Annotated in this window: 28 protein-coding genes and 1 pseudogene; 21 read left to right on the top strand and 8 right to left on the bottom strand. The window is 68.7% G+C overall.

The annotated features are described in order from the left end of the window. Positions 1-25: 25 nt before the first annotated feature. The 3 genes from WFI00_RS07140 to WFI00_RS07130 all read left to right on the top strand — a co-directional run bounded on the left by WFI00_RS07140 (position 26) and on the right by WFI00_RS07130 (position 2560). The gene (locus WFI00_RS07140) at positions 26-514 is read left to right on the top strand and encodes a MarR family winged helix-turn-helix transcriptional regulator (RefSeq protein WP_336632066.1); all 489 of its coding nucleotides are present in this window, start codon (positions 26-28) and stop codon (positions 512-514) included. Between the two features lie 103 nt (positions 515-617). Beyond that, positions 618-2165 carry an acetaldehyde dehydrogenase ExaC gene (gene exaC, locus WFI00_RS07135; RefSeq protein WP_336632067.1) on the top strand — a complete coding sequence of 516 codons (1548 nt, stop codon included), beginning with the start codon at positions 618-620 and terminating at the stop codon, positions 2163-2165. Positions 2166-2176: 11 nt separating this feature from the next. Next, entirely contained in the window at positions 2177-2560 is a 384-nt protein-coding gene (locus tag WFI00_RS07130; protein WP_336632068.1) for a DUF779 domain-containing protein, read from the top strand. Positions 2561-2630: 70 nt separating this feature from the next. Here the strand turns inward: WFI00_RS07130 and WFI00_RS07125 are convergent, their stop codons facing one another. Then, positions 2631-2999: a VOC family protein gene (locus tag WFI00_RS07125; RefSeq protein ID WP_336632069.1), complete on the bottom strand. Its 369-nt coding sequence runs from the start codon at positions 2997-2999 to the stop codon at positions 2631-2633. A gap of 57 nt (positions 3000-3056) precedes the next feature. On the opposite strand from WFI00_RS07125, the gene WFI00_RS07120 reads away from it, so the two are divergent. After that, entirely contained in the window at positions 3057-3500 is a 444-nt protein-coding gene (locus WFI00_RS07120) for a MarR family winged helix-turn-helix transcriptional regulator (protein WP_336632070.1), read from the top strand. Here the strand turns inward: WFI00_RS07120 and WFI00_RS07115 are convergent. The 4 genes from WFI00_RS07115 to WFI00_RS07100 form a co-directional block, all read right to left on the bottom strand. Beyond that, entirely contained in the window at positions 3497-4102 is a 606-nt protein-coding gene (locus WFI00_RS07115) for a response regulator transcription factor (protein ID WP_336632071.1), read from the bottom strand. The two genes, WFI00_RS07120 and WFI00_RS07115, sit on opposite strands and share 4 nt — an antisense overlap. Then, the gene (locus WFI00_RS07110) at positions 4099-5268 is read right to left on the bottom strand and encodes a sensor histidine kinase (protein ID WP_336632072.1); all 1170 of its coding nucleotides are present in this window, start codon (positions 5266-5268) and stop codon (positions 4099-4101) included. The genes WFI00_RS07115 and WFI00_RS07110 overlap by 4 nt, the downstream gene beginning before the upstream one ends. 88 nt (positions 5269-5356) lie before the next feature. After that, complete coding sequence (locus WFI00_RS07105) at positions 5357-6178, bottom strand: ABC transporter permease (RefSeq protein ID WP_336632073.1); 822 nt, start codon at positions 6176-6178, stop codon at positions 5357-5359. After that, the gene (locus WFI00_RS07100; protein ID WP_336632074.1) at positions 6175-7080 is read right to left on the bottom strand and encodes an ABC transporter ATP-binding protein; all 906 of its coding nucleotides are present in this window, start codon (positions 7078-7080) and stop codon (positions 6175-6177) included. The genes WFI00_RS07105 and WFI00_RS07100 overlap by 4 nt, the downstream gene beginning before the upstream one ends. 230 nt (positions 7081-7310) lie before the next feature. Here WFI00_RS07100 and WFI00_RS07095 point away from each other — a divergent pair, with 230 nt between their 5' ends. From WFI00_RS07095 to WFI00_RS07075, 5 genes are all read left to right on the top strand, one after another. Next, positions 7311-8954, top strand: coding sequence for an ABC transporter substrate-binding protein (locus WFI00_RS07095; RefSeq protein WP_336632075.1), 1644 nt, complete (start codon positions 7311-7313; stop codon positions 8952-8954). Positions 8955-9025: 71 nt separating this feature from the next. Further along, positions 9026-10114 (top strand): ABC transporter permease, encoded by a 1089-nt coding sequence (locus WFI00_RS07090; protein ID WP_336632076.1) that lies wholly within the window; start codon positions 9026-9028, stop codon positions 10112-10114. A gap of 1 nt (position 10115) precedes the next feature. Then, on the top strand, positions 10116-11114 hold the full coding sequence (locus tag WFI00_RS07085; protein WP_336632077.1) for an ABC transporter permease: 999 nt from the start codon (positions 10116-10118) through the stop codon (positions 11112-11114). Beyond that, positions 11114-12769, top strand: coding sequence for an ABC transporter ATP-binding protein (locus tag WFI00_RS07080; protein ID WP_336632078.1), 1656 nt, complete (start codon positions 11114-11116; stop codon positions 12767-12769). The genes WFI00_RS07085 and WFI00_RS07080 overlap by 1 nt, the downstream gene beginning before the upstream one ends. Positions 12770-12833: 64 nt before the next feature. Beyond that, positions 12834-13232 carry a VOC family protein gene (locus WFI00_RS07075; RefSeq protein ID WP_336632079.1) on the top strand — a complete coding sequence of 133 codons (399 nt, stop codon included), beginning with the start codon at positions 12834-12836 and terminating at the stop codon, positions 13230-13232. Here WFI00_RS07075 and WFI00_RS07070 read toward each other — a convergent pair. After that, positions 13208-13885 (bottom strand): helix-turn-helix domain-containing protein, encoded by a 678-nt coding sequence (locus tag WFI00_RS07070; RefSeq protein WP_336632080.1) that lies wholly within the window; start codon positions 13883-13885, stop codon positions 13208-13210. The genes WFI00_RS07075 and WFI00_RS07070 overlap by 25 nt on opposite strands. Positions 13886-13948: 63 nt before the next feature. On the opposite strand from WFI00_RS07070, the gene WFI00_RS07065 reads away from it, so the two are divergent. Continuing rightward, a complete protein-coding gene (locus WFI00_RS07065; protein WP_336632081.1) occupies positions 13949-14605 on the top strand; it encodes a TMEM175 family protein in 657 nt (218 codons plus the stop codon). Between the two features lie 42 nt (positions 14606-14647). Here WFI00_RS07065 and WFI00_RS07060 read toward each other — a convergent pair whose 3' ends face one another. After that, the gene (locus WFI00_RS07060) at positions 14648-15832 is read right to left on the bottom strand and encodes a hypothetical protein (RefSeq protein ID WP_336632082.1); all 1185 of its coding nucleotides are present in this window, start codon (positions 15830-15832) and stop codon (positions 14648-14650) included. A gap of 213 nt (positions 15833-16045) precedes the next feature. Here WFI00_RS07060 and rpsF point away from each other — a divergent pair, with 213 nt between their 5' ends. The 10 genes and pseudogenes from rpsF (at position 16046) to WFI00_RS07010 (ending at position 24794) form a co-directional block, all read left to right on the top strand. Next, positions 16046-16384 (top strand): 30S ribosomal protein S6, encoded by a 339-nt coding sequence (rpsF, locus tag WFI00_RS07055; protein ID WP_336632091.1) that lies wholly within the window; start codon positions 16046-16048, stop codon positions 16382-16384. A 6-nt stretch (positions 16385-16390) separates the two neighbouring features. Further along, the gene (locus WFI00_RS07050) at positions 16391-16900 is read left to right on the top strand and encodes a single-stranded DNA-binding protein (protein WP_336632083.1); all 510 of its coding nucleotides are present in this window, start codon (positions 16391-16393) and stop codon (positions 16898-16900) included. Between the two features lie 68 nt (positions 16901-16968). Further along, entirely contained in the window at positions 16969-17223 is a 255-nt protein-coding gene (gene rpsR, locus WFI00_RS07045; protein WP_005054609.1) for a 30S ribosomal protein S18, read from the top strand. 12 nt (positions 17224-17235) lie between these two features. Continuing rightward, a complete protein-coding gene (rplI, locus tag WFI00_RS07040; RefSeq protein WP_336632084.1) occupies positions 17236-17688 on the top strand; it encodes a 50S ribosomal protein L9 in 453 nt (150 codons plus the stop codon). 483 nt (positions 17689-18171) lie between these two features. Then, positions 18172-19551, top strand: a complete 1380-nt coding sequence (gene dnaB / locus WFI00_RS07035; protein WP_336632085.1) for a replicative DNA helicase — start codon at positions 18172-18174, stop codon at positions 19549-19551. A 91-nt stretch (positions 19552-19642) separates the two neighbouring features. Beyond that, positions 19643-20467 carry an SMODS domain-containing nucleotidyltransferase gene (locus tag WFI00_RS07030; RefSeq protein WP_336633538.1) on the top strand — a complete coding sequence of 275 codons (825 nt, stop codon included), beginning with the start codon at positions 19643-19645 and terminating at the stop codon, positions 20465-20467. Next, the gene (locus WFI00_RS07025; RefSeq protein WP_156366342.1) at positions 20464-21402 is read left to right on the top strand and encodes an S-4TM family putative pore-forming effector; all 939 of its coding nucleotides are present in this window, start codon (positions 20464-20466) and stop codon (positions 21400-21402) included. The genes WFI00_RS07030 and WFI00_RS07025 overlap by 4 nt, the downstream gene beginning before the upstream one ends. Next, the gene (locus WFI00_RS07020; RefSeq protein WP_054678985.1) at positions 21399-22271 is read left to right on the top strand and encodes an SMODS domain-containing nucleotidyltransferase; all 873 of its coding nucleotides are present in this window, start codon (positions 21399-21401) and stop codon (positions 22269-22271) included. The genes WFI00_RS07025 and WFI00_RS07020 overlap by 4 nt, the downstream gene beginning before the upstream one ends. Positions 22272-22368: 97 nt before the next feature. Further along, positions 22369-23304: pseudogene (locus tag WFI00_RS07015) on the top strand (IS481 family transposase); the annotation flags it as partial. Positions 23305-23444: 140 nt separating this feature from the next. Further along, on the top strand, positions 23445-24794 hold the full coding sequence (locus tag WFI00_RS07010; protein ID WP_442928311.1) for an IS30 family transposase: 1350 nt from the start codon (positions 23445-23447) through the stop codon (positions 24792-24794). Between the two features lie 111 nt (positions 24795-24905). Here the strand turns inward: WFI00_RS07010 and WFI00_RS07005 are convergent, their stop codons facing one another. After that, on the bottom strand, positions 24906-25223 hold the full coding sequence (locus tag WFI00_RS07005; protein ID WP_045246937.1) for a hypothetical protein: 318 nt from the start codon (positions 25221-25223) through the stop codon (positions 24906-24908). A 265-nt stretch (positions 25224-25488) separates the two neighbouring features. Between WFI00_RS07005 and WFI00_RS07000 the strand changes: the two genes are divergently transcribed. Next, complete coding sequence (locus tag WFI00_RS07000; protein ID WP_336642279.1) at positions 25489-26115, top strand: TnsA-like heteromeric transposase endonuclease subunit; 627 nt, start codon at positions 25489-25491, stop codon at positions 26113-26115. Positions 26116-26235 lie beyond the last annotated feature (120 nt).

Genomic DNA, 26235 nt, shown 5'->3' with positions numbered 1-26235 from the left:
TTCCTTGGAAGGTAATGTCTCCCGCATGAAGGATCGTGTCGACGTCATCCAGGAGCAGTGGCGACGCGAGCGCCCCGACCTCGATCCGAGCCCGCAGGGCGTCATCGGTCGACTGCACCGGCTCGCGGGCGCGCTCACCGAGGAGATCACCGCCGTGTACGCACGCTTCGGGCTCAGCGAGGCGGAGTTCGACCTGCTGGCGGCCCTGCGGCGTGCGGGCGACCCGTTCGAGCTGCCCGCCGGTGAGCTCGCCGACCACACCATGGTCACCTCGGGCGGGCTCACCAAGCGCGTGGACAGGCTCGTCGAGCGCGGTCTCGTCGTGCGGACGGGCGCGGATACCGACCGTCGCCGGCGCATCATCGGTCTCACCCCGGAGGGCCGACGGCTGATCGACGAGGCGGTCACGGCGCACCTGGCCAACGAGCACCGCCTCGTGGGCCTCATCGACCCGGCGGACGCGGATGCGCTGCGCGACGCCTCGCGTCGCTGGCTCGCGGCGCTCTCGGCCTAGCGGATCCGCCTCGCAACGAGATGCAACGTTGCGGGGCGTAGCTTCGGCGACATCCGAAAAGCGGCGCTGCTGCCGCCACTCATGGACTGTCGAAGGAGACATCATGACCATCGTCGAAGAGGGCGTCTCGAGCGTCTACGCCGCACCCGGCTCCCACGGCTCCATCGCCGACTACCGGCCGCGGTACGGGCACTACATCGGCGGCGAGTTCGTCGAGCCGATCAAGGGTCAGTACTTCGAGAACATCACGCCCGTCACCGGCAAGCCGTTCACCGAGGTCGGCCGCGGCACCGTCGAGGACATCGACCGCGCGGTGGATGTCGCGTGGAAGGCATTCCAGTCGTGGAAGAAGACGACTCCCGCCGATCGCGCCAACATCCTCAACAAGATCGCCGACCGCATCGAGGAGAACCTCGAGCGCATCGCGGTCGCCGAGACGTGGGAGAACGGCAAGCCGGTCCGTGAGACGCTCGCCGCCGACATCCCGCTCGCTATCGACCACTTCCGCTACTTCGCCGGGGTGCTGCGCGCTCAGGAGGGATCGCTCAGCCAGATCGACGAGGACACGGTCGCGTACCACTTCCACGAGCCGCTGGGCGTCGTCGGCCAGATCATCCCGTGGAACTTCCCGCTGCTGATGGCCACCTGGAAGCTCGCCCCGGCGCTCGCCGCCGGCAACTGCGTCGTCCTGAAGCCCGCCGAGCAGACGCCGGCGTCGATCCTGTTCCTCTTCGACATCATCGGCGACCTGCTGCCGGCCGGTGTCGTCAACATCGTCAACGGCTTCGGCATCGAGGCGGGCGCCCCGCTCGCCCAGCACAAGGGCATCCGCAAGGTGGCCTTCACCGGTGAGACGACGACCGGCCGGCTCATCATGCAGTACGCCTCGCAGAACCTGATCCCGGTGACCCTCGAGCTCGGGGGCAAGAGTGCGAACATCTTCTTCGAGGACGTCGCCCGGCAGAAGGACGCCTACTACGACAAGGCGCTCGAGGGCTTCACGTTCTTCGCGCTCAACCAGGGCGAGGTCTGCACGTGCCCGTCGCGCGCGCTCATCCAGCGCTCGATCTACGACCAGTTCCTCGGTGACGGGCTGGAGCGCGTCGGCAAGATCGTGCAGGGCAACCCGCTCGACCCCGCGACGATGATCGGCGCCCAGGCGTCCAACGACCAGCTCGAGAAGATCCTCAGCTACATCGAGATCGGCAAGGCGGAGGGGGCCAAGCTCCTCGCCGGCGGCGAGCGGGTCGACCTCGGCGGCGACCTGTCGGGCGGCTACTACGTGGCGCCGACGGTGTTCGAGGGCCAGAACAGCATGCGCATCTTCCAGGAGGAGATCTTCGGGCCCGTCGTCTCGGTGACGAGCTTCGACGACTTCGACGGCGCGATCCACACCGCCAACGACACGCTCTACGGCCTGGGTGCCGGCGTCTGGAGCCGGTCGGCCGACACGATGTACCGCGCCGGTCGCGCGATCGAGGCCGGACGCGTCTGGACGAACACGTACCACCAGTACCCCGCGCACGCGGCGTTCGGCGGATACAAGCAGTCGGGCATCGGCCGCGAGAACCACCTGAAGATGCTCGACCACTACCAGCAGACGAAGAACCTGCTCGTGTCGTACGCCGAAGGCGCGATGGGCTTCTTCTGAGCCGACGAGCCATGACCACCACGACCAGCCGGGTCGCCGTGACGGATGTCGCGGCGGCCCTGCTGCGCCAGCTGACGGCGCAGCACGGCAAGCTCATGTTCCACCAGTCGGGCGGATGCTGCGACGGGAGCGCCCCCATGTGCTACCCGATCGGGATGTTCATCACCGGGCCGTCCGACGTGCTCCTCGGCACGATCGACGCGGGCCTCGACGACCCGATCGAGGTGTACATGTCGGCATCCCAGTTCGAGTACTGGAAGTACACGCACCTCACGATCGACGCCGTGCCCGGTCGGGGGGCCGGGTTCAGCGTCGAGGGCCCGACGGGCAAGCGGTTCCTCATCCGCTCCCGGATGCTGGACGCCGCCGAACTCGAGGCCTTCGGCCTGGCCTGACGCCCCGCGTCCCCTCGCCTCGCCCCTCGCCCTCGCCTCGCGTCCCGCGTGGGGGTCGGGGGTGCGGGCGTCAGGCGCGGTCGTGGAGCGTGATGAGGTATCCGTCCGGGTCGGCGAACGTGAAGGTCCGCCCGAACGGGCCGTCGACGGGGTCCGACGTGATCGTGTGGCGGGCCGCGACGAGGGCGTCGTGGATCCCCTGGACGTCCGTCGCGTGCAGCCAGATGGCGGCGCCGAGACCCGGCTGCGGCACGGCGTCGAGGTCGACGCCGTCCACGACGTCCCGCACGGCGAAGGCGATCGGCGTCGTGTCGAAGACGACGGCGTGCGGCGGGCCGGCGGGCGAACGCACCAGACCGAGGAAGTGTTCGTAGAAGGCCTGGGATGCCGCGAGGTCGCGCACCTGGAGGGAGATGAAGTCGGGGCCGGTGACGGGCATGGGTGATCCTCTCTGTGTCAGTTATCTGACACGATGAGACTATGTCAGGATACTGACATGAGTCAAGACCAGCGCGGCGTGGACCTGCCGGCGTCCGTCGGCTACCGCCTCAAGGAGGCCGCCAGCGCTCTGCGGGCCGCCATGGAGGATGTCCTTCGGCCGCTCGGGATGAGCGTCACCCACTACGCGTGCCTCGAGCTCCTGGCGCAGCGGCCGGGGCTGTCGAACTCGGATCTCGCGCGCGGGACGTTCGTCACCCGCCAGACGATGAACGTGCTGCTGCAGAAGCTCGAGCACGAGGGCGCGATCACGCGCCCCGACGCGCCCGTCACCGGAAAGGTGCTGCCGGTCTCGCTCACGGAGCAGGGGCGCGCCGCCCTCGCCGAGGCGAGCGTCGCCGTGCGAGGGGTCGAAGAGCGCATGCTCGACGGGCTGGGGGCGCCCGACCGCGCCGAGGCCCTGCGCCTGCTCGCGGCGATGATCCGCTCGCTGCGGGGCTAGAGCCAGCCGTTCTCGTCGGCGACGCGGACGGCGTCGGCGCGGTTGCGGGCGCCGGTCTTGCCGATCGCGCTCGACAGGTGGTTGCGGACCGTGCCCTCGCTCAGGTGCAGGGCCCCGGCGATGTCGGCGATCGAGCCGCCCGACCGCGCGACGGCGAGCACGTCGGTCTCGCGCTCGGTCAGCGGCGACTCGCCCTGGGCGAGGGAGTCCGCCGCCAGTGCCGGATCGACGACGCGCAGGCCCTGGGCGACCCGGCGCACGGCGTCGGCCAGCTGCGCGGCGGGTGTGTCCTTCACGACGAAGCCGGATGCCCCCGCGCGCATCGCGCGCGTGAGGTAGCCCGGCCGCCCGAACGTCGTCACGATCAGCGAGCGGCAGCCGGGGAGCGCCGCATGCAGGGCTGAGGCCGCCGTGATCCCGTCCATGCCCGGCATCTCGATGTCGAGGAGGGCGACGTCGGGGGACGTCCGCCGCGCGGCATCCAGCACCTCGTCGCCCCGACCGACCTCCGCGACGACCTCGATGTCGCCTTCGAGACCGAGGAGGGCCGAGAGCGCGCCGCGGACGAGCGCCTGGTCGTCGGCGATCAGCAGGCGGATCACAGCGTCACCCGCAGGGAGAACCCGCCGAGATCGCTCCGGCCCACCGACATCCGCCCGCCCGCGGCCTCGACACGGCCGCGCAGGCCCGCCAGTCCCGAGCCGCCGTCCGGGGACGAGCGCGGGCCGATGCCGTCGTCGTCGATCGTCACCCGGCGCTCGTCGATGCGGATGCGGCACCGCGCGGCCTGCGCGTGGCGCAGCACGTTCGTGACACCCTCGCGCACGACCCACCCGGCCAGCTCGCGGCTCTCGGCGGGGACGGCCTCGACGGAGCCGGGGAGGTCGGCCTCGATGCCCGCCGCCGTCAGCGCCGCCCGCGCTCCGGCGAGCTCGCCCGTGACGCTCACGCCGCGGAAGCCGGCGACCGTCGCCCGCACGTCGACGAGCGCTCCGCGGGCGAGGGCCTCGACCTCGCCGATCTCGGTGCGCGCGCGCTCGGGATCGACGTCGACCAGCCGCCCGGCGAGCTCGGTCTTCACGGTGATGACGGTGAGCGAGTGGCCGAGGATGTCGTGCAGGTCGCGCGCCACGCGGCTGCGCTCCCGCTCGACGGCGAGCACGGCCATCTGGTGCTGCGTCGCGCGCAGCTCGTTGATCGCCGCGATGTTGCGGGCGAAGGCCGCCATCATCGCGGAGATCGAGATGAGGATCCCGGGGATCCACAGGATCTCGTCCTCCCAGCCGACGAGGGCGACGCCGGAGAACAGCGCCGCGGCGGCGAGGGCGAACAGCAGCAGCCAGGTGAGGCGCACCGAGACCATCGCCATCCCGACGAGGACCCCGACGTAGGTCCAGAAGCCGCGCACCTCCCATCCGAGCCACGGGAAGAGCGTGAACGACAGCGCGAACAGGGCGGCCGCCGGCACGAGACGGCGGGAGGTGGGAGCGGACCACGACAGCGGGGCCCCCACGAGGAATCCGACCGCGAAGACGACGAGGAGGATGATCGGGATCACCGCTGCGAACGGTCCGTGCTGCGTCGTCAGGGTGGGCACGGCCGTGAACAGCCAGATCAGCGAGAGGGCCGCCCCCGAGTACCAGCGCACCGCGCCCCGGGCGGTGAGGACCTCCCGCACCGTCCGCGGCGCACCGCCGGGGCCGGGCTGGATCATCCAGCCCGGCCCGCCGTGTCGGGGTGCGGTCTCGCCGTCGGTCGCTGGGGGCACGGTCCTCACTGTAGAGGCGCCTTCCCCGCCGCCGGACGCCTGGCCGCCGGATGTCCGGCCGTCGGATGCCGCATCGCCGGACTCCCCGTCACACGCGCTTCGTGTCGCGGCGGAAGGCCCACGTGGTGCCCGCGATGAAGATCCCGAGCCACACGAGCGCATTCACGAGCCACAGGATGTCGAAGCTCTCTCCCGTCAGCGGAGAGCGCGCGAGCTGGCTGATGCCGTACACGGGGGTGAAGGTCGCGATGGTCTGCATGAAGTCAGGCATGCTGTTCAGCGGGTAGAACAGCCCGCCCAGGAACGACAGGAAGACGACGATGAGGCTCGTCACCTGCGCCGCGTTCTCGCTCGGCATGAGGTAGCCGACGAACAGGCCCAGGGTCGTGAACACGGCGCTGGCCAGTACCCACCCGACCAGACCCGTCACGATCCACTCGACGGGGGTGAGCTGTACTCCGCTCACGGCGCCCGCGACGTAGGTCGCGACGACGGCGAGGAGCCCGAGGACCATGCCCGCGATCATCTTGATGATGATGTTGACGAGGGGGTTGAGCGGGGTCAGCCGCAGCTGCCGGCTCCAGCCCTGCGCGCGCTCGACCGCGACGGCGGCCCCGGTCTGGGTGGCCGACATCATCGCGCCGTACATGGCCATCGAGACCATGATGTAGGCGGCGACCGACAGGCCGCCCTGGACGATCGGGACGTCGGTGAGGGGCTGGTCGCGCAGCGGCAGACCGATCAGCACGTACATCAGGATCGGGAAGGCGATGGTGAAGAAGATCGTGCGCCGGTTGCGCAGGCGCCGCTTCAGCTCGATGCCGAGGTAGGTGAGGGTGAAGCCGCCGAGCGGCGGGACGCGGCGATCGAGCGACACCCGGGATGCGGCGGCGGGGGACGTGGTGCTCATGCGGAGACTCCTTCGGAGGTGAGGGCGAGGAACACGCTCTCGAGGTTCTGGGCGGTGATCTCGACGTCGCGCGCGGCGGTCGCGGTCAGGAGGTGGCGGGCGACGGCATCCGAGTCCTTGGTGTGGATCGTGACGCGCTCGCCGGCGAGTTCGACGTCGTCGACGGAGGGGAGGGCGGCGAGGGCCGCGGGATCGGCCTGCGGCAGGGTCGCCCGCACGATGCGGCCGGAGACGAGGTTCTTGATCTCCGACGTCGTGCCGTCCGCGACGATGCGGCCTCGGCTCATGAGCACGATCCGGTCGGCGTACTCGTCCGCCTCGTCGAGGTAGTGGGTCGCGAACAGGACCGTCCGGCCGCGGGCGGCGTCGGCGCGGATCGCGCTCCAGAACGCGCGCCGGCCCTCGACGTCCATGCCCGTCGTCGGCTCGTCGAGGATGAGCAGGCCCGGGTCGCTCAGCAGCGCCATCGCGAAGCGCAGGCGCTGCTGCTGTCCACCGGAGCAGAGTCCGACCCGGCGGTCGCCGATCTCCTCGATGCCCGCCCGGCGCATGACCTCGTCGACCGGTCGCGTCTCGGCGAAGAGGCTGGCGGTGAGGGCGAGGGTCTCGCGGACCGTGAGGTCCTTCAGCAGCCCACCGGTCTGCAGCACCGCCGACACGAGTCCGTGGGCGATCGCCGCGCGCGGGCTCTCCCCGAACACCCGCACGGCGCCCGCGTCGGGCTCGGAGAGCCCCAGCAGCATGTCGATGGTCGTGGTCTTGCCGGCACCGTTCGGCCCGAGGAAGGCGACGATCTCGCCCGGGCGGACGCGCAGATCCACGCCGTCCACCGCTCGCACCGCGCCGAAGCTCTTCTGCAATCCTGCGGCGTCGACCGCGAGGATCTCCTGGTTCTCATCCATGCCTCCGACTCTGCTCCTGCGGCGGCGCGCCGCCCTCACACGCGCGTCACGACGCCGACATGACATTCGTCACGGTCCGTCGGATCCGTCCCACGCCGGATGACACTCGGTTTCAGTCTCGTTACGAATGCCGTCATCACGGTGTGCCCGCCCGTCATTCGGGGAAGGATGGCGGAAATCGGTCTCGCGTTCCCGCGGGACCGTCGACATCCACAGCAGAGGTCACATCCATGGCACAGCACCACACGTCCCGCGCAGCAGCGCGGGCACGACTCCTCGGCGTCGCGACGACGCTCGGCGTCGCCTCCCTCCTCCTCGCGGGCTGCGCCGGCGGCGGCAGCGGTGAGAGCACCGGCTCCGCGTCCGGCGAGTCGATCATCGTCGGCACCACCGACAAGGTGACGACGCTCGACCCCGCCGGCTCGTACGACAACGGCTCGCTCGCCGTGCAGACCCAGGTCTTCCCGTACCTCGTCAACACGGACTACAACTCCACCGAGGTCGTCCCCGACCTGGCCGAGTCCGCCGAGTTCACCTCGCCGACCGAGTACACCGTGAAGCTCCCCGCGGGGCTGAAGTGGGCCAACGGCCACGACCTCACCTCGTCGGACGTGAAGTTCTCATTCGACCGCAACCTCAAGATCGCGGACCCCAACGGCGCCTCCAGCCTCCTGTACAACCTCGACAGCGTCGCGACCCCCGACGACACCACCGTCGTGTTCACGCTGAAGACGCCGAACGACCAGGTCTTCCCGTACATCTTGACGAGCTTCCCCGGTGCGATCGTCGACGAGGAGGTCTTCTCGGCCGACGCGGTCACGCCCGACGACGACATCGTCTCGGGCGACGCGTTCGGCGGTCCGTACAAGATCACGGCGTGGGACTTCAACAAGTCCGTCGAGTTCTCGCCCAACGAGAACTACAAGGGGCTGCTGCCGGCGCCGGTCAACAGCGGGGTCATCCTCAGCTACTTCGCCGAGTCCTCGAACCTGAAGCTCGCCGTCCAGCAGGGCGATGTCGACGTCGCGTACCGGAGCCTGTCGGCCACCGACGTCGACGACCTCAAGGGCAACGACAAGGTCAAGGTCGTCGACGGCCCCGGCGGTGAGATCCGCTACATCGTCTTCAACTTCAACACGCAGCCGTACGGCGCCACGACCGCCGACGCCGACCCGGCCAAGGCGCTCGCCGTCCGTCAGGCGGTGGCCGACCTGGTCGACCGCGACGCGATCTCGACCCAGGTCTACAAGGGCACCTACACGCCGCTCTACTCGTACGTGCCCGAGGGCTTCACCGGCGCGACCGATGCGCTGAAGGGCCTCTACGGCGACGGCGACGGCGGCCCGGACGCGGCGAAGGCGAAGGCGACCCTCGAGGCCGCCGGTGTCACCACCCCGGTCGCGCTCAGCCTGCAGTACAGCCCCGACCACTACGGTCCCTCGTCGGGCGACGAGTACGCCCTGGTGAAGTCGCAGCTCGAGAAGGACGGTCTGTTCTCGGTCGACCTGCAGTCGACGGAGTGGGTGCAGTACTCCAAGGACCGCACCGCCGACGTGTACCCGGCCTACCAGCTCGGCTGGTTCCCGGACTACTCCGACGCCGACAACTACCTGACGCCCTTCTTCCTGGAGAAGAACTTCCTCGGCAACCACTACGTCAACCCGCAGGTCAACGACCTGATCCTCCAGCAGGCGGTGGAGACGGATGCCGCGAAGCGCACCTCCGAGATCGAGCAGATCCAGGAGCTCGTCGCGAAGGACCTGTCGACGGTGCCGCTGCTGCAGGGCGCGCAGGTCTCGGTCACCGGTGCGGACGTCACCGGGGTGACGCTCGACGCGTCGTTCAAGCTGCGCTTCGCGCCGATCACCAAGTAACGACACCTCGCCGAACCCGCGGCCGCCGGATCACCCGGCGGCCGCGGGTTCCCTCCGTAGAGTAGGCACCCATGACCACCGACGCCGCCACGGTCGCCGAGCCGCCCCCCGCCCTCGAGGTCCCGCGCCGCCGCGGTGGCGGAGGCACCCTCGGGCGGTACATCCTGATCCGCTTCCTGCTGATCTTCCCGACCGTGCTGATCCTGGTCACCCTGGTCTTCTTCCTCATCCGGATGACCGGCGACCCCATCACCGCCGCCCTCGGCGGGCGTCTGCCGGCCGACCAGCTCGCCGAGCGGATCCACGAGGCCGGGTACGACCGGAACATCTTCGTCCAGTACCTCGAGTACCTCGGCCAGATCCTCCGGTTCGACTTCGGGACCACGATCACCGACAAGCAGCCCGTGGTCCAGGTGCTCGCCACCTACGGTCTGGCGACGTTCGAGCTCGTCGTCTACGCGCTCATCGTCGCCTTCATCGTGGGGCTCCCGCTCGGCATGGTCGCCGCCGCGCTGCGCGACCGCTGGCCCGACGCGGTGCTGCGCGTCAGCGCGATCCTCTTCTACGCGACCCCCGTCTTCTTCGCGGGCCTGGTCGCGAAGCTCGTCTTCTCGGTCTGGCTCGGGTGGCTGCCGGTCTCGGGGCGCGCCAACGTCCGCACCGAGATCGCACTGCAGCGCGACGGCGGAACCGGGATCTACCTCATCGACGCGATCGCGAGCGGGAACCCCGCCTACATCGGCGACGTGCTCGCCCACGCGGTCCTCCCGGCGCTCACCCTGGGGCTGCTCACGGCGGGCATCTTCCTGCGGCTCGTGCGCACCAACGTCATCGGCACGTACAACATGCCCTACATCGACGCCGCCCGCTCGCGCGGCGTCCGGGAGAGCCGGCTCGTGCGCACGCACGCCTACAAGCCCGCGCTCATCCCGATCATCACCGTCATCGGCCTGCAGATCGCGCTCATGCTCGGCGGGGCCGTGCTCACCGAGACCACCTTCGAGTGGAAGGGGCTGGGCTTCCAGCTCGCGGCGTACCTGTCCTCGCGCGACTTCGTCGCCGTGCAGGGCATCGTCGCGATGATCGCGATCATCGTCGCCGTCACGAACTTCGTCGTGGACATCATCGCGGCGTTCATCGACCCCCGAGTGAGGTTCTGACATGGCGAAGATCCGCCTCCTCGACCGTCTGCCGGTGGTCCACCAGCTGCGCCAGAGCGTGGGGCTCCAGCGCGGGATGCTCGTCGCCGGCCTCGTGCTGACGGGCCTGTTCGTGCTGACGGCGATCTTCGCTCCGTGGCTCGCGCCCTACGGCTACGCGCAGCTCACGAGCGCGGACGGCGTCAACTTCGGCGCGCAGCAGCCGCCGAGCCCGCAGCACCTCCTCGGCACCACCGTCGGCGGGTTCGACGTGCTGTCGCGCGTCATCTGGGGTGCCCAGACCGCGCTGTACGTCGTCATCGTCGCCATCGTGCTGTCGGTGTTCGTCGGCATCCTGCTGGGGCTGCTCTCCGGGTACCTCGGCGGCTGGGTCGACCGCGTGCTCGTCGTCGTCGCCGACGCGATCTACGCGTTCCCGACGCTGCTGTTGGCCATCGTCGTCGCCATCGCGATCTCGGGCGGCCAGTCGGGCCTGTGGTACGGCGTGCTGGCCGCGGCGGCATCCATCACGGTCGTGTTCATCCCGCAGTACTTCCGCGTCGTGCGCGCCGAGGTGGTGCGTGTCAAGTCCGAGGCGTTCGTCGAGTCGGCGAAGGTCATCGGCGCCTCGACGCCGCGGATCATGTTCCGGCACGTGCTGCGGAACTCGACCCGGACGCTGCCCCTCATCGTGACGCTGAACGCGTCCGAGGCGATCGCGACGCTCGCCGCCCTCGGCTTCCTCGGGTTCGGGATCCAGCCCACCGCCGCCGCGGAATGGGGCTACGACCTCAACAAGTCGATCAGCGACGTGGCGGCGGGCATCTGGTGGACCGCGATCCCGCCGGGTGTCGCGATCGTGCTCACGATCCTCGGCATCACGCTCATCGGCGAGAGCCTCAACGACCTGGCCGACCCGCGTCTGCGCGCCCGGCGCCGGTCGAAGGCGGCGCAGACGCCGGCCGACGCCGTCGCGTCGCAGCAGACCACGGCGCAGGAGTTCCTGGGAGAGGTGCAGTGATGGCATCCGACGCCCGCGCGGTGGAGATCCGCGACCTCGACATCACGTTCTCGACGGATGGCGGCGACGTGCACGCCGTGCGCGACGTGTCGCTCGACGTGCGCCCGGGCGAGGTGCTCGCGATCGTCGGCGAGTCGGGCAGCGGCAAGACGGTCACCGCCCGCTCGATCCTGGGGCTGCTGCCCGACACGGCGACCACCCGCGGTGCCGTGCTGCTCGACGGCGTCGACGTCGTCGGGCTCACCGGCGACGCGCTGCGCGCGGTGCGCGGCCCGAAGGCGGCGATGATCTTCCAGGAGCCCTCGACGGCGCTCAACCCCGTGTTCACGGTCGGCTGGCAGCTGGCCGAGGGGCTGCGTGCCCATGGCCGATACACCGCCGCCGAGGCCAAGGCGACCGCCGTCGAGATGCTGGGGCGCGTCGGCATCCCCGAGCCGGAGCGACGGGTGAACGACTACCCGCACCAGTTCTCCGGGGGCCAGAAGCAGCGCATCGTCATCGCGATGGCCCTCGCCCTCGGCCCCGGAGTGATCCTCGCCGACGAGCCGACGACGGCGCTCGACGTGACGGTCCAGGCCGAGATCCTCGACCTGCTGCGGCGACTGCGCGACGAGACGGGCACGGCGATCGTGCTCATCACGCACAACATGGGTGTCGTCGCCGACCTCGCGGACCGCGTCGCGGTCATGCTCGACGGCGAGATCGTCGAGACGGCGCCGGTCGCCGAGATGTTCGCCCACCCGCAGCACGAGTACACCCGGCGCCTGCTCGCCGCCGTGCCGCGGGTCCGGCTCACCGATCGCCCTCGGCCTCCGCAGGCCGATCCCGCCGTCGCACCCGTCGTCGAGGCGCGGGGCCTGGTGATCGAGTACCCGGGCCGCCTGGGCAGTCCGACCTTCCGCGCCGTCCACGCGATCGACTTCACGATCCGCCCCGGCGAGGTGCTCGGACTCGTGGGCGAGTCGGGCTCGGGCAAGACGACGATCGGGCGCGCGATCGCGGGGCTCACTCCGGTCGCCGGCGGGTCGCTGCGGGTGCTCGGCACCGAGATGAACGGGGTGCGCGAGCGGGCCTTCCGCGCCCGGCGGCGCGAGCTGGGGTTCGTCTTCCAGGATCCCGCGACAAGCTTCAACCCGCTGCTCACCATCGCGCAGTGCGTCGCCGAGCCGCTGATCGTCCACGGCGGGGCGCGCAGCGCGGCATCCGCGCGCGACAAGGTCGACGAGCTGCTCGAGGCGGTGCAGCTGCCCAAGGCGTTCGGCGACCGGTTCCCGCATGAGCTGTCGGGCGGCCAGCGGCAGCGCGCGTCGCTGGCGCGCGCCCTCGCGCTCGATCCCAAGCTGCTGATTGCCGACGAGCCGACGAGCGCGCTGGACGTGTCCGTGCAGGCGCGGGTGCTCGACCTGTTCGGCGAGCTGCAGGAGCGGTTCGGCTTCGCGACGCTGTTCATCACGCACGACCTCGCCGTCGTCGACATGCTCGCGCACCGCGTCGTCGTGCTCCACAAGGGCCTCATCGCCGAGGAGGGACCGACGGCCCGCGTGCTCGGCGAGCCGCAGGATCCGTACACGCGCACGCTCATCGCGTCGCTGCCGGTGCCCGATCCCGAGGAGCAGCGGCTCCGCCGCGAAGCGTGGGAGGCGGCACGCCGCTGATCGACGGCACGGACGTGGCCGTTCCGTTCTCGCGCGCGGCGGCCGTCGCTCCTAGCGTGGAGGCATGGCACTCGCTCTCGGCTTCATCGGAATCGTCACCCGCGACATGGCGGCCTCGCTCGCGTTCTACCGCACGCTCGGTGTCCGCATCGACGATGGTCAGGACGACGCACCGCACGTCGACGCGGTCCTGGACGACGGCACCGCCCTCGCCTGGGACACCGTCGACACCATCCGCACGTTCGACCCCGGATACGAGCCCGCGGAGGGCGGGCACCGGATCGCGCTCGCCTTCGCGCACGAGCACCCGGCGGAGGTGGACGCCGCGTACGCCACCCTGGTCGCGGCGGGATACCCCGGCCACGTCGCCCCCTGGGACGCGTTCTGGGGGCAGCGGTACGCGACCGTGCTCGACCCCGACGGGAACTCGATCGACCTCTACGCGCCGCTCGCCGCGAACTGAGCCGGGGTGGCGCCGACGATGCGCCGGAACTCCCGCGTGAGGTGCGGCTGGTCGGCGTATCCCGCGCGGGCGGCCGCCTCCGCGACGGAGGCGCCCGCGCGGATCAGGCGTTGCGCGCTGCGCGCCCGTTCGAGCCGGACCAGCGTGCCGTAACCGTAGCCGAAGGAGGCGCGGACGCGACGCCGCAGCGTGCGCTCCGGCGTGCCCTCCGCGGCGACGACCTCCCCCAGCGAGCGGCGCGCGCGGGCGTGCGTGACGATGCGCCCGGCCCACGCCCGGTCGGGGCTCTCGGCGACGAGCCGCGCGAGCTCGGCCATCGGGCGAGGGCCGTCACCGAAGGGGAGCAGGATCCCGGTCAGCCGGTTCACGAGGGAGCGGTCCGACACGGCGTCGAGCGGCAGGAGGAGATCGGAGAGCTCGCCGAGCCCCACCCGCACGATGCCCGCGGCGAGTCCGGGGGAGATCCGGAGGCCGAACGAGCCGGTGACACCGTCGGGCAGGGTCTGGATCGGTCGTGTCGACGGACCCGCGACGAGCACCGAGCCCTCGCGCACGATGAGGTCGAGGCACCCGTCGGCGGGGAGGGTCGTCGCCGCCGCGCCGAGCGAGCGCCAGGCGGCCGAGCCGTGCGGCAACGGCCGCTCCACGTACATCGCGCCATTGTCCCGCACGGCGCCGACGTCCGCCCCCGTTCCGCCGCCCCCTATCATCTGAGCATGACGATGCCGCGCGGTCGCGAGGAGAAGCATCCCCCGGTGCTGTACACCGCAGAGCGGCCCAAGGCCTTCCTCGATGCCGTCGTCGCGATCGCCATGACGCTGCTCATCCTCCCCCTGATGGAGAGCGTGTCCGACGTCGCCGACGCGGAGGGCACCGCGATCGACTGGTTCTGGGACCACCAGTGGCAGATCACCAGCTTCCTGCTGAGCTTCGCGCTCATCGCCATGTTCTGGCTCAACCACCAGCGCCTGTTCGCGGGGGTGGAGCGGGTCAACACGACCCTCCTGTGGATCTCGATGGCGTGGGTGCTGACGATCGTGTGGCTTCCGGTGGCGACCGCGCTGTCGGGGCGGATGTCGAACGAGGATGCCGTCGCCAAGGCCATCTACATCGGGAGCATGATCCTGGTCGCGCTGGTCGCCATGATCCAGCGCCTCTACGTGCTCCGTCGTCGCCACGACTTCGGCGATGTGCCCCGCGAGACCCTCCACGGCGGGCTGTCCGCCGACATCTCGATGTGCGTCCTGTTCTCGGTGGCGCTCGTGGTGTCGATCGCGGTGCCGGCGGTCAACTACAACGCGCTGTTCATCATGGTCCTGATGGGCCCCATGCAGGCGCTCGTCGGACGGCTGCTCCCGCCGATGGAGGACTGAGCACCCCTCCTCGCGCGGGCCCTGTGCCTCGGCGCAGACGCCTCAGCGCAGGAGGGTGCCGACGATCCCGGCCAGAACACCCGTCTGCGTGAGCACGAAGAGCAGGAACGCCGTCCCGGCGATCGCGATGAACCCCCACGGCACGCCGCGGCGCAGACGCCGTCCCGCGGGCGCGACCCCCGGGGGCGGCTGCAGCACCGCGGTCGGCGCGGCGAAGGGAAGCCCCGCCGAGGGCGCGCCGGATGCGGACGGCGCCCCCGACGCGGGTGCACCGACGGCCGGACCCGACGCCGTCGCCAGCCGGTCGTCGCGCCAGCGCTCCCACTGGTCGAGCTTCTCGAGGAGGGCGCGGACGACGGCGAACAGCCAGGCCCAGGTGGCGGGGTCGAGCGTCGAGGTCTCGCGCCCGGTGTACAGGAACAGCCAGTCGTCGATGATCTCGACGTCGAGCGCGGCCGCGTTGTCGACGAAGCGCGCCATGATGTCGGGCGTGAACAGATAGAGCGCGTCTCGTTCGTAGCCGGTGGGGCACGACAGCGTGAAGTAGCGGTCGAAGTCGCCCTCCAGGCTGAGCCGCTGGTCGCGGTCGAAGACGGCGGGCAGATTGGAGCCGAAGAGCCCGTTGTTGCCGAGGGCATCCAGCACGATGTGGGGGAGCGGGGTCGAGAGCTTGACGGCGACGTACCCCCAGCGGTGCGTCGACTCGTTCTTGCCCGACCCGGTCTTGTACGTGTAGTTGCCGAACTCGACGAGGCGAGGCTGCTCGCCGCGGACGACGTCGGTGGCGCGGCGACCGTGCCCCACGCCGAAGATCATGCCGGGCAGCGGCGGCGCGGTGACCTCGGGATACCAGCGCATGCCGTTCGCCTGCGCGAAGCGGTCGAGCCGATACCATCGCGCGGCGTTGCCCGCTCGGACGATCCGCACGATGATCGACACCACGATCGCGAGCAGCACGGTGAGCAGGACGAGCGGTGCGACGGCGAAGAGGCCGGCCTGACCGCGCCCGACGACGGCGATCGCTCCGGCGATCCCGACGAAGACGGAGACGAACATGAACAGCGCGATGGCGCCGAACACGACGCCGATCACGATCCCCACGACGTTCGGTGCGGGAGCGCGACCGGAACGGCGCAGCTCGCGGACGTAGGCGCGCGCCGCCGCGCGGTCGACGGGCTCCGTGAGCGGACGTGCATCGAAGGGGAGGGATGCCGGCGCCGAGGTCATGCGACCACGCTACCCGCGGGGTGCGCGGGCGGTGGAGGCCCGGTCGCCGCGGGCCCACGTCTCCGCTAGACTGTTGTGGTTGTCCCTCTGCCCGAGCCGATTGCGGTGCGGGCGGGGACACGTGCATCAACCCTCCTGATGCCGGGAAATGCCCGGCATCCGTTCTAGTCCGAAGGAGGTGGGTTAGTGACGCACTCACACCAGTACGAGCTCATGGTCATCCTCGACCCCGAGATCGACGAGCGTCAGGTCGCCCCCAAGCTCGACGGGTTCCTCAAGGTCATCACCAACGATGGTGGCTCTATCGAGAACGTCGACGTCTGGGGCAAGCGCCGCCTGGCATACGAGATCCAGAAGAAGAACGAGGGCATCTACGCCGTCGTCAACTTCACCGCCACCAGCGCCGCCACGCAGGAGCTCGACCGTCAGCTGAAGCTGAACGAGCAGATCATGCGCACCAAGGTCCTCCGTGCCGAGGAGGCGATCGCCCAGGTCGCCGCCGAGAAGGAGCGCGCCGAGGCCAAGGCCGCCCGCAAGGCAGCGAAGGCGTAACGGACGATGGCCGGCGAGACGATCATCACCGTCGTGGGAAACCTCACGGCAGACCCCGAGCTGCGCTACACGCAGAACGGCCTGCCCGTCGCGAACTTCACGATCGCGTCGACGCCGCGCAACTTCGACCGTCAGGCCAACGAGTGGAAGGACGGCGAAGCGCTGTTCCTCCGCGCGTCGGTGTGGCGCGAGTTCGCCGAGCACGTCGCGGGGTCGCTGACCAAGGGCATGCGGGTCATCGCGACCGGCCGCCTCAAGCAGCGCTCCTACCAGGACCGCGAGGGCAACAACCGCACCGCGATCGAGCTGGAGGTCGACGAGATCGGCCCCTCGCTCCGGTACGCGACGGCGCAGGTCACCCGCGCCGCGTCGGGTTCCGGCGGTGGCGGCAGCTTCGGCGGCGGGCAGCAGGCCCGCCCGCAGGTGCAGCAGGAGGAGCCGTGGGCGACCCCCGGTTCCGCCGCTCCGGACGCGTGGAGCGCTCCGGGCTCCTACGGCGACGACACGCCGTTCTGATCCCCTCGGGTTCAGGAACCACAGAGATTCCGGATGCTCCGGCATCCGTTCACACGTAAGGGAAAACAATGGCTGGAAAGGCTACCGGCGATCGCCGTAAGCCGCGGAAGGGCGCGAAGAACGCCGCTCCCGCGAAGGCGATCCGCGTCGGCGTCATCGACTACAAGGACGTCGCGACGCTTCGCAAGTTCATCTCGGAGCGCGGCAAGATCCGCGCCCGTCGTATCACCGGTGTTTCGGTGCAGGAGCAGCGTCTGATCGCCAAGGCGATCAAGAATGCGCGCGAAATGGCGCTCCTGCCTTACGCCGGCGCTGGCCGTTAAGGAGCACCCATCATGGCAAAGCTGATTCTCACGAACGAGGTTGCCGGGCTCGGAAGCGCCGGCGACGTCATCGAGGTCAAGAACGGGTACGCCCGCAACTACCTCATCCCCCAGGGCTTCGCCGTGGCGTGGACCCGCGGTGGCGAGAAGCAGGTGGCGTCGATCCGCGCCGCTCGTGACGCCCGCGCGATTCACGACCACGAGGAGGCCGTGGCGCTCAAGGACGCCCTCGAGGCCGCCAAGGTCAAGCTGTCGGTCAAGGCCGGCAAGGAAGGCCGCCTGTTCGGCGCCGTCAAGACCGCCGACGTGGCCGACGCGGTCGCCGCTGCCGGTCTCGGCCAGCTCGACAAGCGCAAGATCCACATCACCGCGCCGATCAAGGCGATCGGTGAGCACGAGGCGACCGTTCGTCTGCGTGACGACCTGACCGCCGTGATCACCCTCCAGGTGGTCGCTGCGAAGTAAGCCCGTCGCACCCGGATGCCGTGCCTCTCCCCCCGCGGGAGGGCACGGCATCCGGCGTTTCCGGGGTCTGGGGGATGTCTGGACCGGGGCAACGCGCGACCGGTCGGGCCGTGCTTATACCGACTCGGGCGACGACACGCGCGCGACGACTCCGGACTTGACAAACGCCCGGCTCTGCGCGTGTTATCCCACGCTTTCTCCCCAGGCGCCCACCGCTCGCCCAACCTTCAACCAACACTTCAATCACATTGTCCATCCACAGGTTGTGAATGAAGAAGTTCCTGATCAAGTGCGTTTTCTTGATCCGCTCGCGCGGCGTGTCCGCGCTTTTTCCACAGTTCCTATACACAGGCACGTCGGCGTTTCGCCCACATTCTCCACACAGTTATCCACAGGCTGGTTTGCGGGTGTCGGAGGCCGTGCCTAGCGTGGCCTGAGGCTCGGCGGCGCGGGCTCGGGGACGATGCGTGAGGAAGGCCATCCATGTCGATTGCGGACATTTCGGAGGAGCGACTCGGTGGATCCCGGGACCGCAGCAACGAGCGCACTCCGCCGCACGACCTCCTCGCCGAGCAGAGCACGCTGGGCGGCATGCTGCTCTCGGCGGATGCCGTGGCCGATGTCGTCGAGTCGCTGCGCGGCACCGACTTCTACGTCCCCAAGCACGAGCTGATCTTCGAGGCGATCCTCACCCTCTACTCCCACGGCGAGCCGACCGATGTGGTCGCCGTCACCGACGAGCTCATCAAGACCGGTGACCTGCTGCGTGCGGGCGGAGCCGACTACCTCCACTCGCTGACCTCGATCGTCCCGACCGCGGCGAACTCGGCGTACTACGCCTCGATCGTCCACGAGCGTGCTCTGCTGCGTCGCCTCGTGGAGGCCGGGACCCGCATCGTGCAGATGGGGTACAACGGCCAGGGCGAAGCGCTCGACCTCGTGAACAACGCGCAGGCGGAGATCTACTCCGTGACCGGTGCCGAACAGGCCGAGGACTACGTCGCCCTCGAGGTCGCCGTCGGCGCCGCGATCGAGGAGATCGAGGCCGCGCGTGGCCGCGACGGGCAGATGACCGGCATCCCCACCGGATTCCAGGGCCTCGACCAGCTCACGAACGGTCTGCACCCCGGTCAGATGATCGTCGTCGCCGCGCGACCGGCCATGGGTAAGTCGACGCTCGCGCTCGACTTCGCCCGGGCCGCCGCGATCAAGCACAACCGTCCGACGATCTTCTTCTCGCTCGAGATGGGGCGCAGCGAGATCGCGATGCGCCTCATGAGCGCGGAGGGCGCCGTGCCGCTGCAGTCGATGCGCAAGGGCTCGCTCGACTCGCGCGACTGGACCACGATCGCCTCGACGCGCGGCCGCATCAACGATGCTCCGCTCTACATCGACGATTCGCCCAACATGACGCTCGTCGAGATCCGAGCCAAGTGCCGCAAGCTCAAGCAGCGCGTGGGCCTGCAGATGGTCGTCATCGACTACCTGCAGCTGATGACTTCGGGCAAGCGGGTCGAGAGCCGCCAGCAGGAGGTCTCGGAGTTCTCCCGCGCGCTCAAGCTCCTCGCGAAGGAGCTGCAGGTCCCCGTCATCGCGCTCTCGCAGCTGAACCGTGGCCCCGAGCAGCGCGCCGACAAGAAGCCCGCGATCAGCGACCTGCGCGAGTCGGGCTCGATCGAGCAGGACGCCGACATGGTCATCCTGCTGCACCGCGAGGCCGCCTACGAGAAGGACAGCCCCCGCGCCGGCGAGGCCGACCTCATCGTCGCCAAGCACCGCAACGGCCCGACCGACACCGTCACTGTTGCCTTCCAGGGGCACTTCTCGAGGTTCACGGACATGGCCCCGGGGGACTTCGGGTAGGTGTAGGTTCCACGCCGAAATGACATATTCCACGGGTAGTTGGCAGGCACTTGGCATCCCTGCCATTTGCTGTGGACGGAAGGATTGATAGGTGGGCGACACCCCCATCGGTTGGCTCTCTGACCTCAACGCGAAGTACACGCCGAGCTCGACCCAGTTCGACGCGGCCCGAGGGCATCGCGCGTCCATCGAGTCGCGGCTCGACAGCGACCTTGGCGTGCGCGAGATGTTTGAGATTGGATCGCTACGACATGGGACCGGCGTTTGGATCTACAGCGATGCGGACTACCTGGTGTCGCTCAAGGGGATCCGTCCGGAGTCGATCTGGACCATGCTCGAGAAGGTGAAGAGCAGTCTGGAGAGGCGATTTCCGAGCACCACAATCAGTACGCGTCGACCCGCCGTCGTATGCAAGTTCTCGGATGGAACCGTCGAAGTCGTGCCGGGCTACCCGGCAACGACCGGCCACTGGATCGCGCATCCTTCCGGGGGGTGGATGCTCACACATCCCAAGGACCACAACGCGTACGTCAACGGGGTGAACAGTCGGCACAGTGGTGCCGTCAAGAAGCTGGCGCGCGAGCTGAAGGTCTGGAAGTACAAGCGCAACGTTCCAATCTCTTCGTGCTACCTGGAGATGCGGGCCGCGAAGTACATGGATGGGCAGGACACGTATTCGGCGGTCTGGGATCTCCATGGCGCGCTGAAGCATCTCCAGGATGTCGGGCTGGCCGCGATGAACGATCCGACAGGACTGGGTTCGCGTTTCACCGCGTGCTCATCCGACACGAACACGGCGGACGCTCTCTCGAAACTGAACACAGCAGTAGCGCGCGCGGGTCGTGCCAAGGCGCACTGGGTCGCCGGCGAGAGCGCCGAGTCCATCGACGATCTCAAACTTCTATTCAACCAATGACGGCTTCGCACGCGGGCCGCGACTATACGCCGCCAACGAGCGCCACGATGCGCGAGCGGCAGAATCACATGGACGCGCTCCGCTTGCTGATCGCGCAACGTCGCATATACAGCGTCGCGAAGCGATGGCAGTCCGCTCGATGGGTCGGCGTGATGATCATTGGCATCGCAGCGCCCGTGCTGGCCATCATCGTCCCACAGGCAGCGGTCGTCGTCGGCGCCGTCGCGGGAGCTTGGCTCTTCTTTGGACGGACAGCATTCGCGTGGGGTGAGACCCTGAAGATGGGGAGGGCAGCTGCGGTCCAGGAGGACTTCGATCGCTACGTCTTCGCCATGCCCGTGACGATTGCCCGAACGACAGCGCCAACCCGCGAGGACATCGCCGCCATAGCCGGAGATCGTGCACAGACCCTCGCCATCGCGCGACGAGAGAAGCTTCTCGACTGGTATCCGATCAGTCCCGGCGCGTCAGGGGCCACGTCGGTCGCCGTGTCCCAGCGAGCAAACGCTGCGTACTCCGATCGTCTACTTCGTGCCACCGTGGCCGTCTGGGCCAGCGCAAGCCTCGGGTGGGCGTTGTTGATGACGATCGTGAGCATGGCGGCGGGACTCAGCTTGGGTACGTTCCTCGTGGGAGTGCTTCTCCCCGTGTTGCCAGCGTGCCTCGATGCATTTGAGTACATCCGCAGCACATTCCTGGCTGCCCGAGATCGCCGGGATCTCGCCGCGACCATCGAGTCGCGCCTGCTTACCGGAGCAGCTCCTGTGGATGGTCAGGAGCTGCTGGTCTGGCAGGAACGGATCTACGAGCTCCGCCAGACCACGCCGCAGATCCCCAACTGGCTATACCGACTGTTGAGGCCGAGGAACGAAGCGGCGATGTATGCCGCCGCTGATGATCTGACCATGGGGCGGCCAAACGAGGAGGATGTGTGACGCTGACGACAGCCCAGGCGTTCGCGAGCTTTCAGGAGAGCCTGACGGCCACGGCCTACCAGACTGGAACGTTGATTCCGGCGAGGAGGCGAGGCGTTGAGGAGCGCTTGAGTGGAGCCTTCCCATCCTCGTCCGATCTTCCGTTTTCCGAGTGCAAGATGATGGGTTCTGCCGCGAAGGGCACGATCATCCGACCATTTGACGATGTCGACGTCCTGGCAGTGTTCTCGAACGTGAAGAACGCGTGGAACACGTATCAGTGGGACTCGCAGAGCTTCATCTATCGCATCCGTGCGGCCTACAGTGGGCTTTCAGTTCAACAGGTCGGGACTCGGGGGCAGGCCGTGCGCGTGTTCTATGAGGGAGGTGGTCACGTTGACATCGCTCCCGTATTCGAGGTCGGCGGCGGGGTCTACAAGCTGCCTGCGGGTGACGGCACATGGATTAGCACCGCTCCGTTCGTCGCTTCCAACTGGTACGCGGATCGCCACCGTGATCTTGGCTACCAGTTGTCGCCCGTGATTCGGCTCCTGAAGGCGTGGAATCGCGCACACTCACGACGACTGCGGTCGTTCCATCTCGAGACGGTAGCCGCGACGGTCTTCGGGCAGCTCGGGACTGATCATCGCGTCGCGGTGCTGCGCTTCTTCGAGTGGTCACAGACGAGGTTGGCAGTGGCGGATCCGGGAGGGCAGAGCGGCAACCTGAGCGGCTACTTGTCATGGACTGCGCACCAGGACGTCGTGCAAGCCCTAGAGTCGGCGCGGGTACGCGCGGCGAATGCGATTGCGGCGGAGCAGCGTGCGGACCACGCGGAGGCTAAGCGCCAATGGGCCGTCGTCTTCGGACCCGACTTTCCGACGAGCTAACTGTACTTCCCCGGGAGGTTGTGAACGGGTGAGGTAGGCGAAGACCTCCGGGCAGGATGTGGGTTACCACACTCGCATCCTGACCACGGAGGTCTTCGTGTCTCACGCTAACGCGCCTTTGACGCCGGAAGGGCGTCGTCGTCTTGCTGTCCTCGTCGTGGATCGGGGCTGGTCGTTGCGGCGGGTAGCGGAACGGTTCCAGTGCTCGCCCGCGACGGCGAAACGGTGGGTCGACCGGTATCGGGCTGGGCTGCCGTTGACGGACCGCAGCTTCAGGCCGCAGACCTCGCCGAACCGGCTCCCGCGGAAGACGGAGCGGAGGATCGTGTCGTTGCGGTTCACCCGCCGGTGGGGTCCGCACCGGATCGCGTATCACCTGGGCCTCGCCCGCTCGACGGTCGGCCGGGTGCTGGCCAGGTATGGGATGCCGAAGCTCGTGAACATCGATCAGGCCACCGGGCTGCCAGTCCGCAAGCCGACGCCGAAGCGGTACGAGGTCGCAAGACCGGGCCAGCTGATCCACGTCGACATCAAGAAGCAGGGCCGGATCCCTGATGGCGGCGGCTGGCGCGCCTTCGGCCGCGGATCGGCGCAGGACCGTGCCGCGGGATCCGTCCGTGACAAGGCCGCACGGGCAGGAGCGGCCGGCTCCCGCGGCTACCGGTATCTGCACCACGCCGTCGACGACAACTCGAGAGTCGCGTACTCGGAGATCCTCGACGACGAACGTAAGGAGACCGCGGCAGGGTTCTGGACCCGCGCGAACGCGTTCTTCGCGAGCCTCGGAGTCACGGTCACCGCCGTGATGACAGACAACGGCGCGTGCTATCGGTCACACGCGTTCGCGGACGCGCTCGGCGACGGTGTGAAGCACAAGTGGACAAAGCCGTATCGGCCGCAGACCAACGGGAAGGTCGAACGCTTCAACCGCACCCTCGCCGCCGAATGGGCCTACGCCAAGCCCTACGCCAGCGAAGCAGAGCGAGCCGCGGCATACGAGACCTGGCTGCATCACTACAATCACCACAGACCCGGCGAATTCAACTGGTCGTCGCAACACCTTGATCGTGGAGGTGTTCAGCAGTGGCGACAAAGGATTGGCTCGCGAAGACGAGCGAGGTTCCTGAGGGTGCGCGTCGGCAGTGGCGTGCGGATCGAGCGTTGCGGCCGCCGATGCGTTCGCCTGGACGACCTGAGCCCTCGCGGGCGGTGCAGCGGCAGTTCTGGTGTCTGATCGCGACGGGCATCACCTCGGCCGAGGCGGCGCTGAAGGTGGGCGTGTCCGTGCCGGTCGGAACCCGTTGGTTTCGCCACGCTGGCGGCATGCCACCGATCTCATTGGCCGAGCCCAGCGGTCGCTACCTGTCCTTCGAAGAGCGCGAGGAGATCGCGCTGTTACGCGCCAAGGATGTCGGGGTGCGTGAGATCGCGCGCCGGATCGGCCGCGACCCGGGAACGATCTCCCGCGAGCTGCGCCGCAATGCCGCTACGCGCAGCGGGAAGCAGGAGTATCGGGCGCTGGTTGCCCAATGGAAGGCGCAGCAGGCGGCGAAACGACCGAAGGCGGCGAGATTGGTGACCAACGACAGGCTGCGCGAGTACGTCCAGGACCGTCTCGCCGGCAACGTTCGCCGGCCTGATGGCAGCGTCGTCGTTGGCCCGGAGCCGCTGGCATGGAAGGGGCGGAACAAGCCGCACCGGCAGGACCGGCGATGGTCGACCGCGTGGAGCCCGGAGCAGATCTCGCATCGGTTGGAGATCGACTTCCCGGATGATGAGTCCATGCGCATCAGCCACGAGGCGATCTACCAGTCGCTGTTCATCCAAGGCCGTGGTGCGCTCAAACGCGAGCTCGTTACCTGCCTACGAACCGGCCGCGCACTCCGGCGGCCACGGGCTCGAGCGCAGAACCGGCCGCAAGGGCACGTCACCGCCGATGTCGTGTTCTCCGAACGCCCCGCAGAGGCTGCGGACCGCGCCGTCCCTGGGCACTGGGAAGGCGACCTGATCATCGGCACCGGCCGGTCGGCGATCGGCACGATCGTCGAGCGCAAGAGCCGCTCGACCCTGCTGGTGCATCTGCCGCGGCTGGAAGGCTATGGCGAGATCCCACCGGTCAAGAACGGTCCTGCGCTGGGCGGCTACGGCGCCGTCGCGATGAACGCCGCGCTCATCGCGACGATGACCAAGCTCCCCGAACAGCTCCGGAAGACGCTCACGTGGGACCGCGGCAAGGAGCTCTCCGCCCACGTCCAGTTCGCGCTCGAGACGGGCACGAAGGTGTTCTTCGCTGATCCCCACTCGCCCTGGCAACGGCCGACGAACGAGAACACCAACGGGTTGCTGCGACAGTACTTCCCGAAGGGCACCGACCTCTCACGCTGGTCCGCGGAAGACCTCGAAGCGGTCGCTCTCGCGCTGAACAACCGGCCACGCAAGGCCCTCGACTGGAAGACACCCGCCGAGGTGTTCGAGGAGCAGCCACGCTCGCTTCAACAACCCGGTGTTGCAACGACCGGTTGAACGCAGGCCCCACACCGGGATCGGCGGCCAGACCCCCTCAGCCCGCGTTCACAACGTCACGGGGAAGTACAGCTAACGGTCGCGATCTCAGATCGGGCGCGATCGTCGCCGTCAGGATGCGGAGCGCTCGGTAGCGCGATCCTCTTCGACGTACTGGCTCGCCGCATTCCACCAGGGATTCTCGCGGACGCGGTACAGGATGGTCCGCTCTCCGGGCACGCGCTCGACGAACTCGATGAAGTTCGCGCGGCGGAGCTTCTGGATCAGTGGGTGCACGATGCCAGGGGAGAGCCTCGTTGCGTCGGTGATCGTCTTCGATGAGAACTTCTCGCCGCGAAGACCGGCGATCTCGACCATGACGCTGTACATGTAGCTGTTGCCGAAGACGAGCCGGGATTCCTCCGGCGCGATGGGCTCCAACATGGTCATGTCCTTGAGTGTCGCATACGGGCCCGACGCAGGGCTTCGGTGGGGACCGTCGGGCGTTGATTTTGTGGTCTCTATATTTGTATCCCTGACGGTGACTGTTATCTATGTGACGTGCACTACAGTGGATGCCACATTCACTGGTATTCGTGACTCGCATATACCGAATTAGCTTGTGAAATCAAGAGCGCGATCCTGAATCGTATTTCGCGAATCTATGGCGGAAGCGTGCATTCTCCCGGACCGATTCGACCCTCACGCTGGCTTCATGACGGCGCGCGAGCAACTCGGGACACGGGGCGGAGCGCGCCAGGCGGATGTCGGGCTGATGGTTCGCAAAGCGGGTGGCGAGGTGGACGTTGTTCCGCTGCAGTCAGCTCGATTGAGCGTCTTCGACGCCGTCGTCCCGTGGCGTGAGTTCCGCTGGTACCGGGGGCAGCGGCACTTCTCGGGCAGCTACTGGTCGGCGACCATGCAAGCGCATGTCGGGCACGAGTCGCGGCTCGAGTACGCGAACCTGTTGCTGGCCGACTTCGACCCTCGCGTCGACTGGATTCTCTCTCAGCCGTTCCTCCTCGAGGGTGAGGACAAGGGCACACGCCGTCGCCACATTCCCGACTATCTGATCGTCCACGCGGACCACACCGTCTGCGTGGTGGATGTGAAGCCCGCCGCGAAGCTCACCATCCCGAAGGTGCGTGACTCGCTGAGTTGGTCGCGGCGCGTGATCGAACCGCACGGGTGGGAGTACCGCGTCCAATCCGAGCCCGATGAAGTGTTGCTGCGCAACGTCCAGTTCCTTGCCGGGTACCGCCGGTCGTTCCAGTTCGCCGGCGGCGACGTCACCGCCGCGCTCGGCGAGCTGAGCCCTGATCCACCGTCGCGATTCGGTTGAGCCGCGTTTCGCTTTTCGTTGAGTTGTTTCGGCGGGCGGGCGTGCGTGTTCTGCCAGCCGGGGCTCTGGCTTATCCACGTCGATCTCCGGTTCGTGCCCGTCGGGGCGATGCTGGTCAGG

The sequence above is a fragment of the Microbacterium sp. MMO-56 genome (assembly GCF_037146215.1).
Lineage (GTDB): Bacteria > Actinomycetota > Actinomycetes > Actinomycetales > Microbacteriaceae > Microbacterium.
Note: the sequence above shows the minus strand (reverse complement) of the source record. Positions and strands in the feature narration are given on the sequence as shown.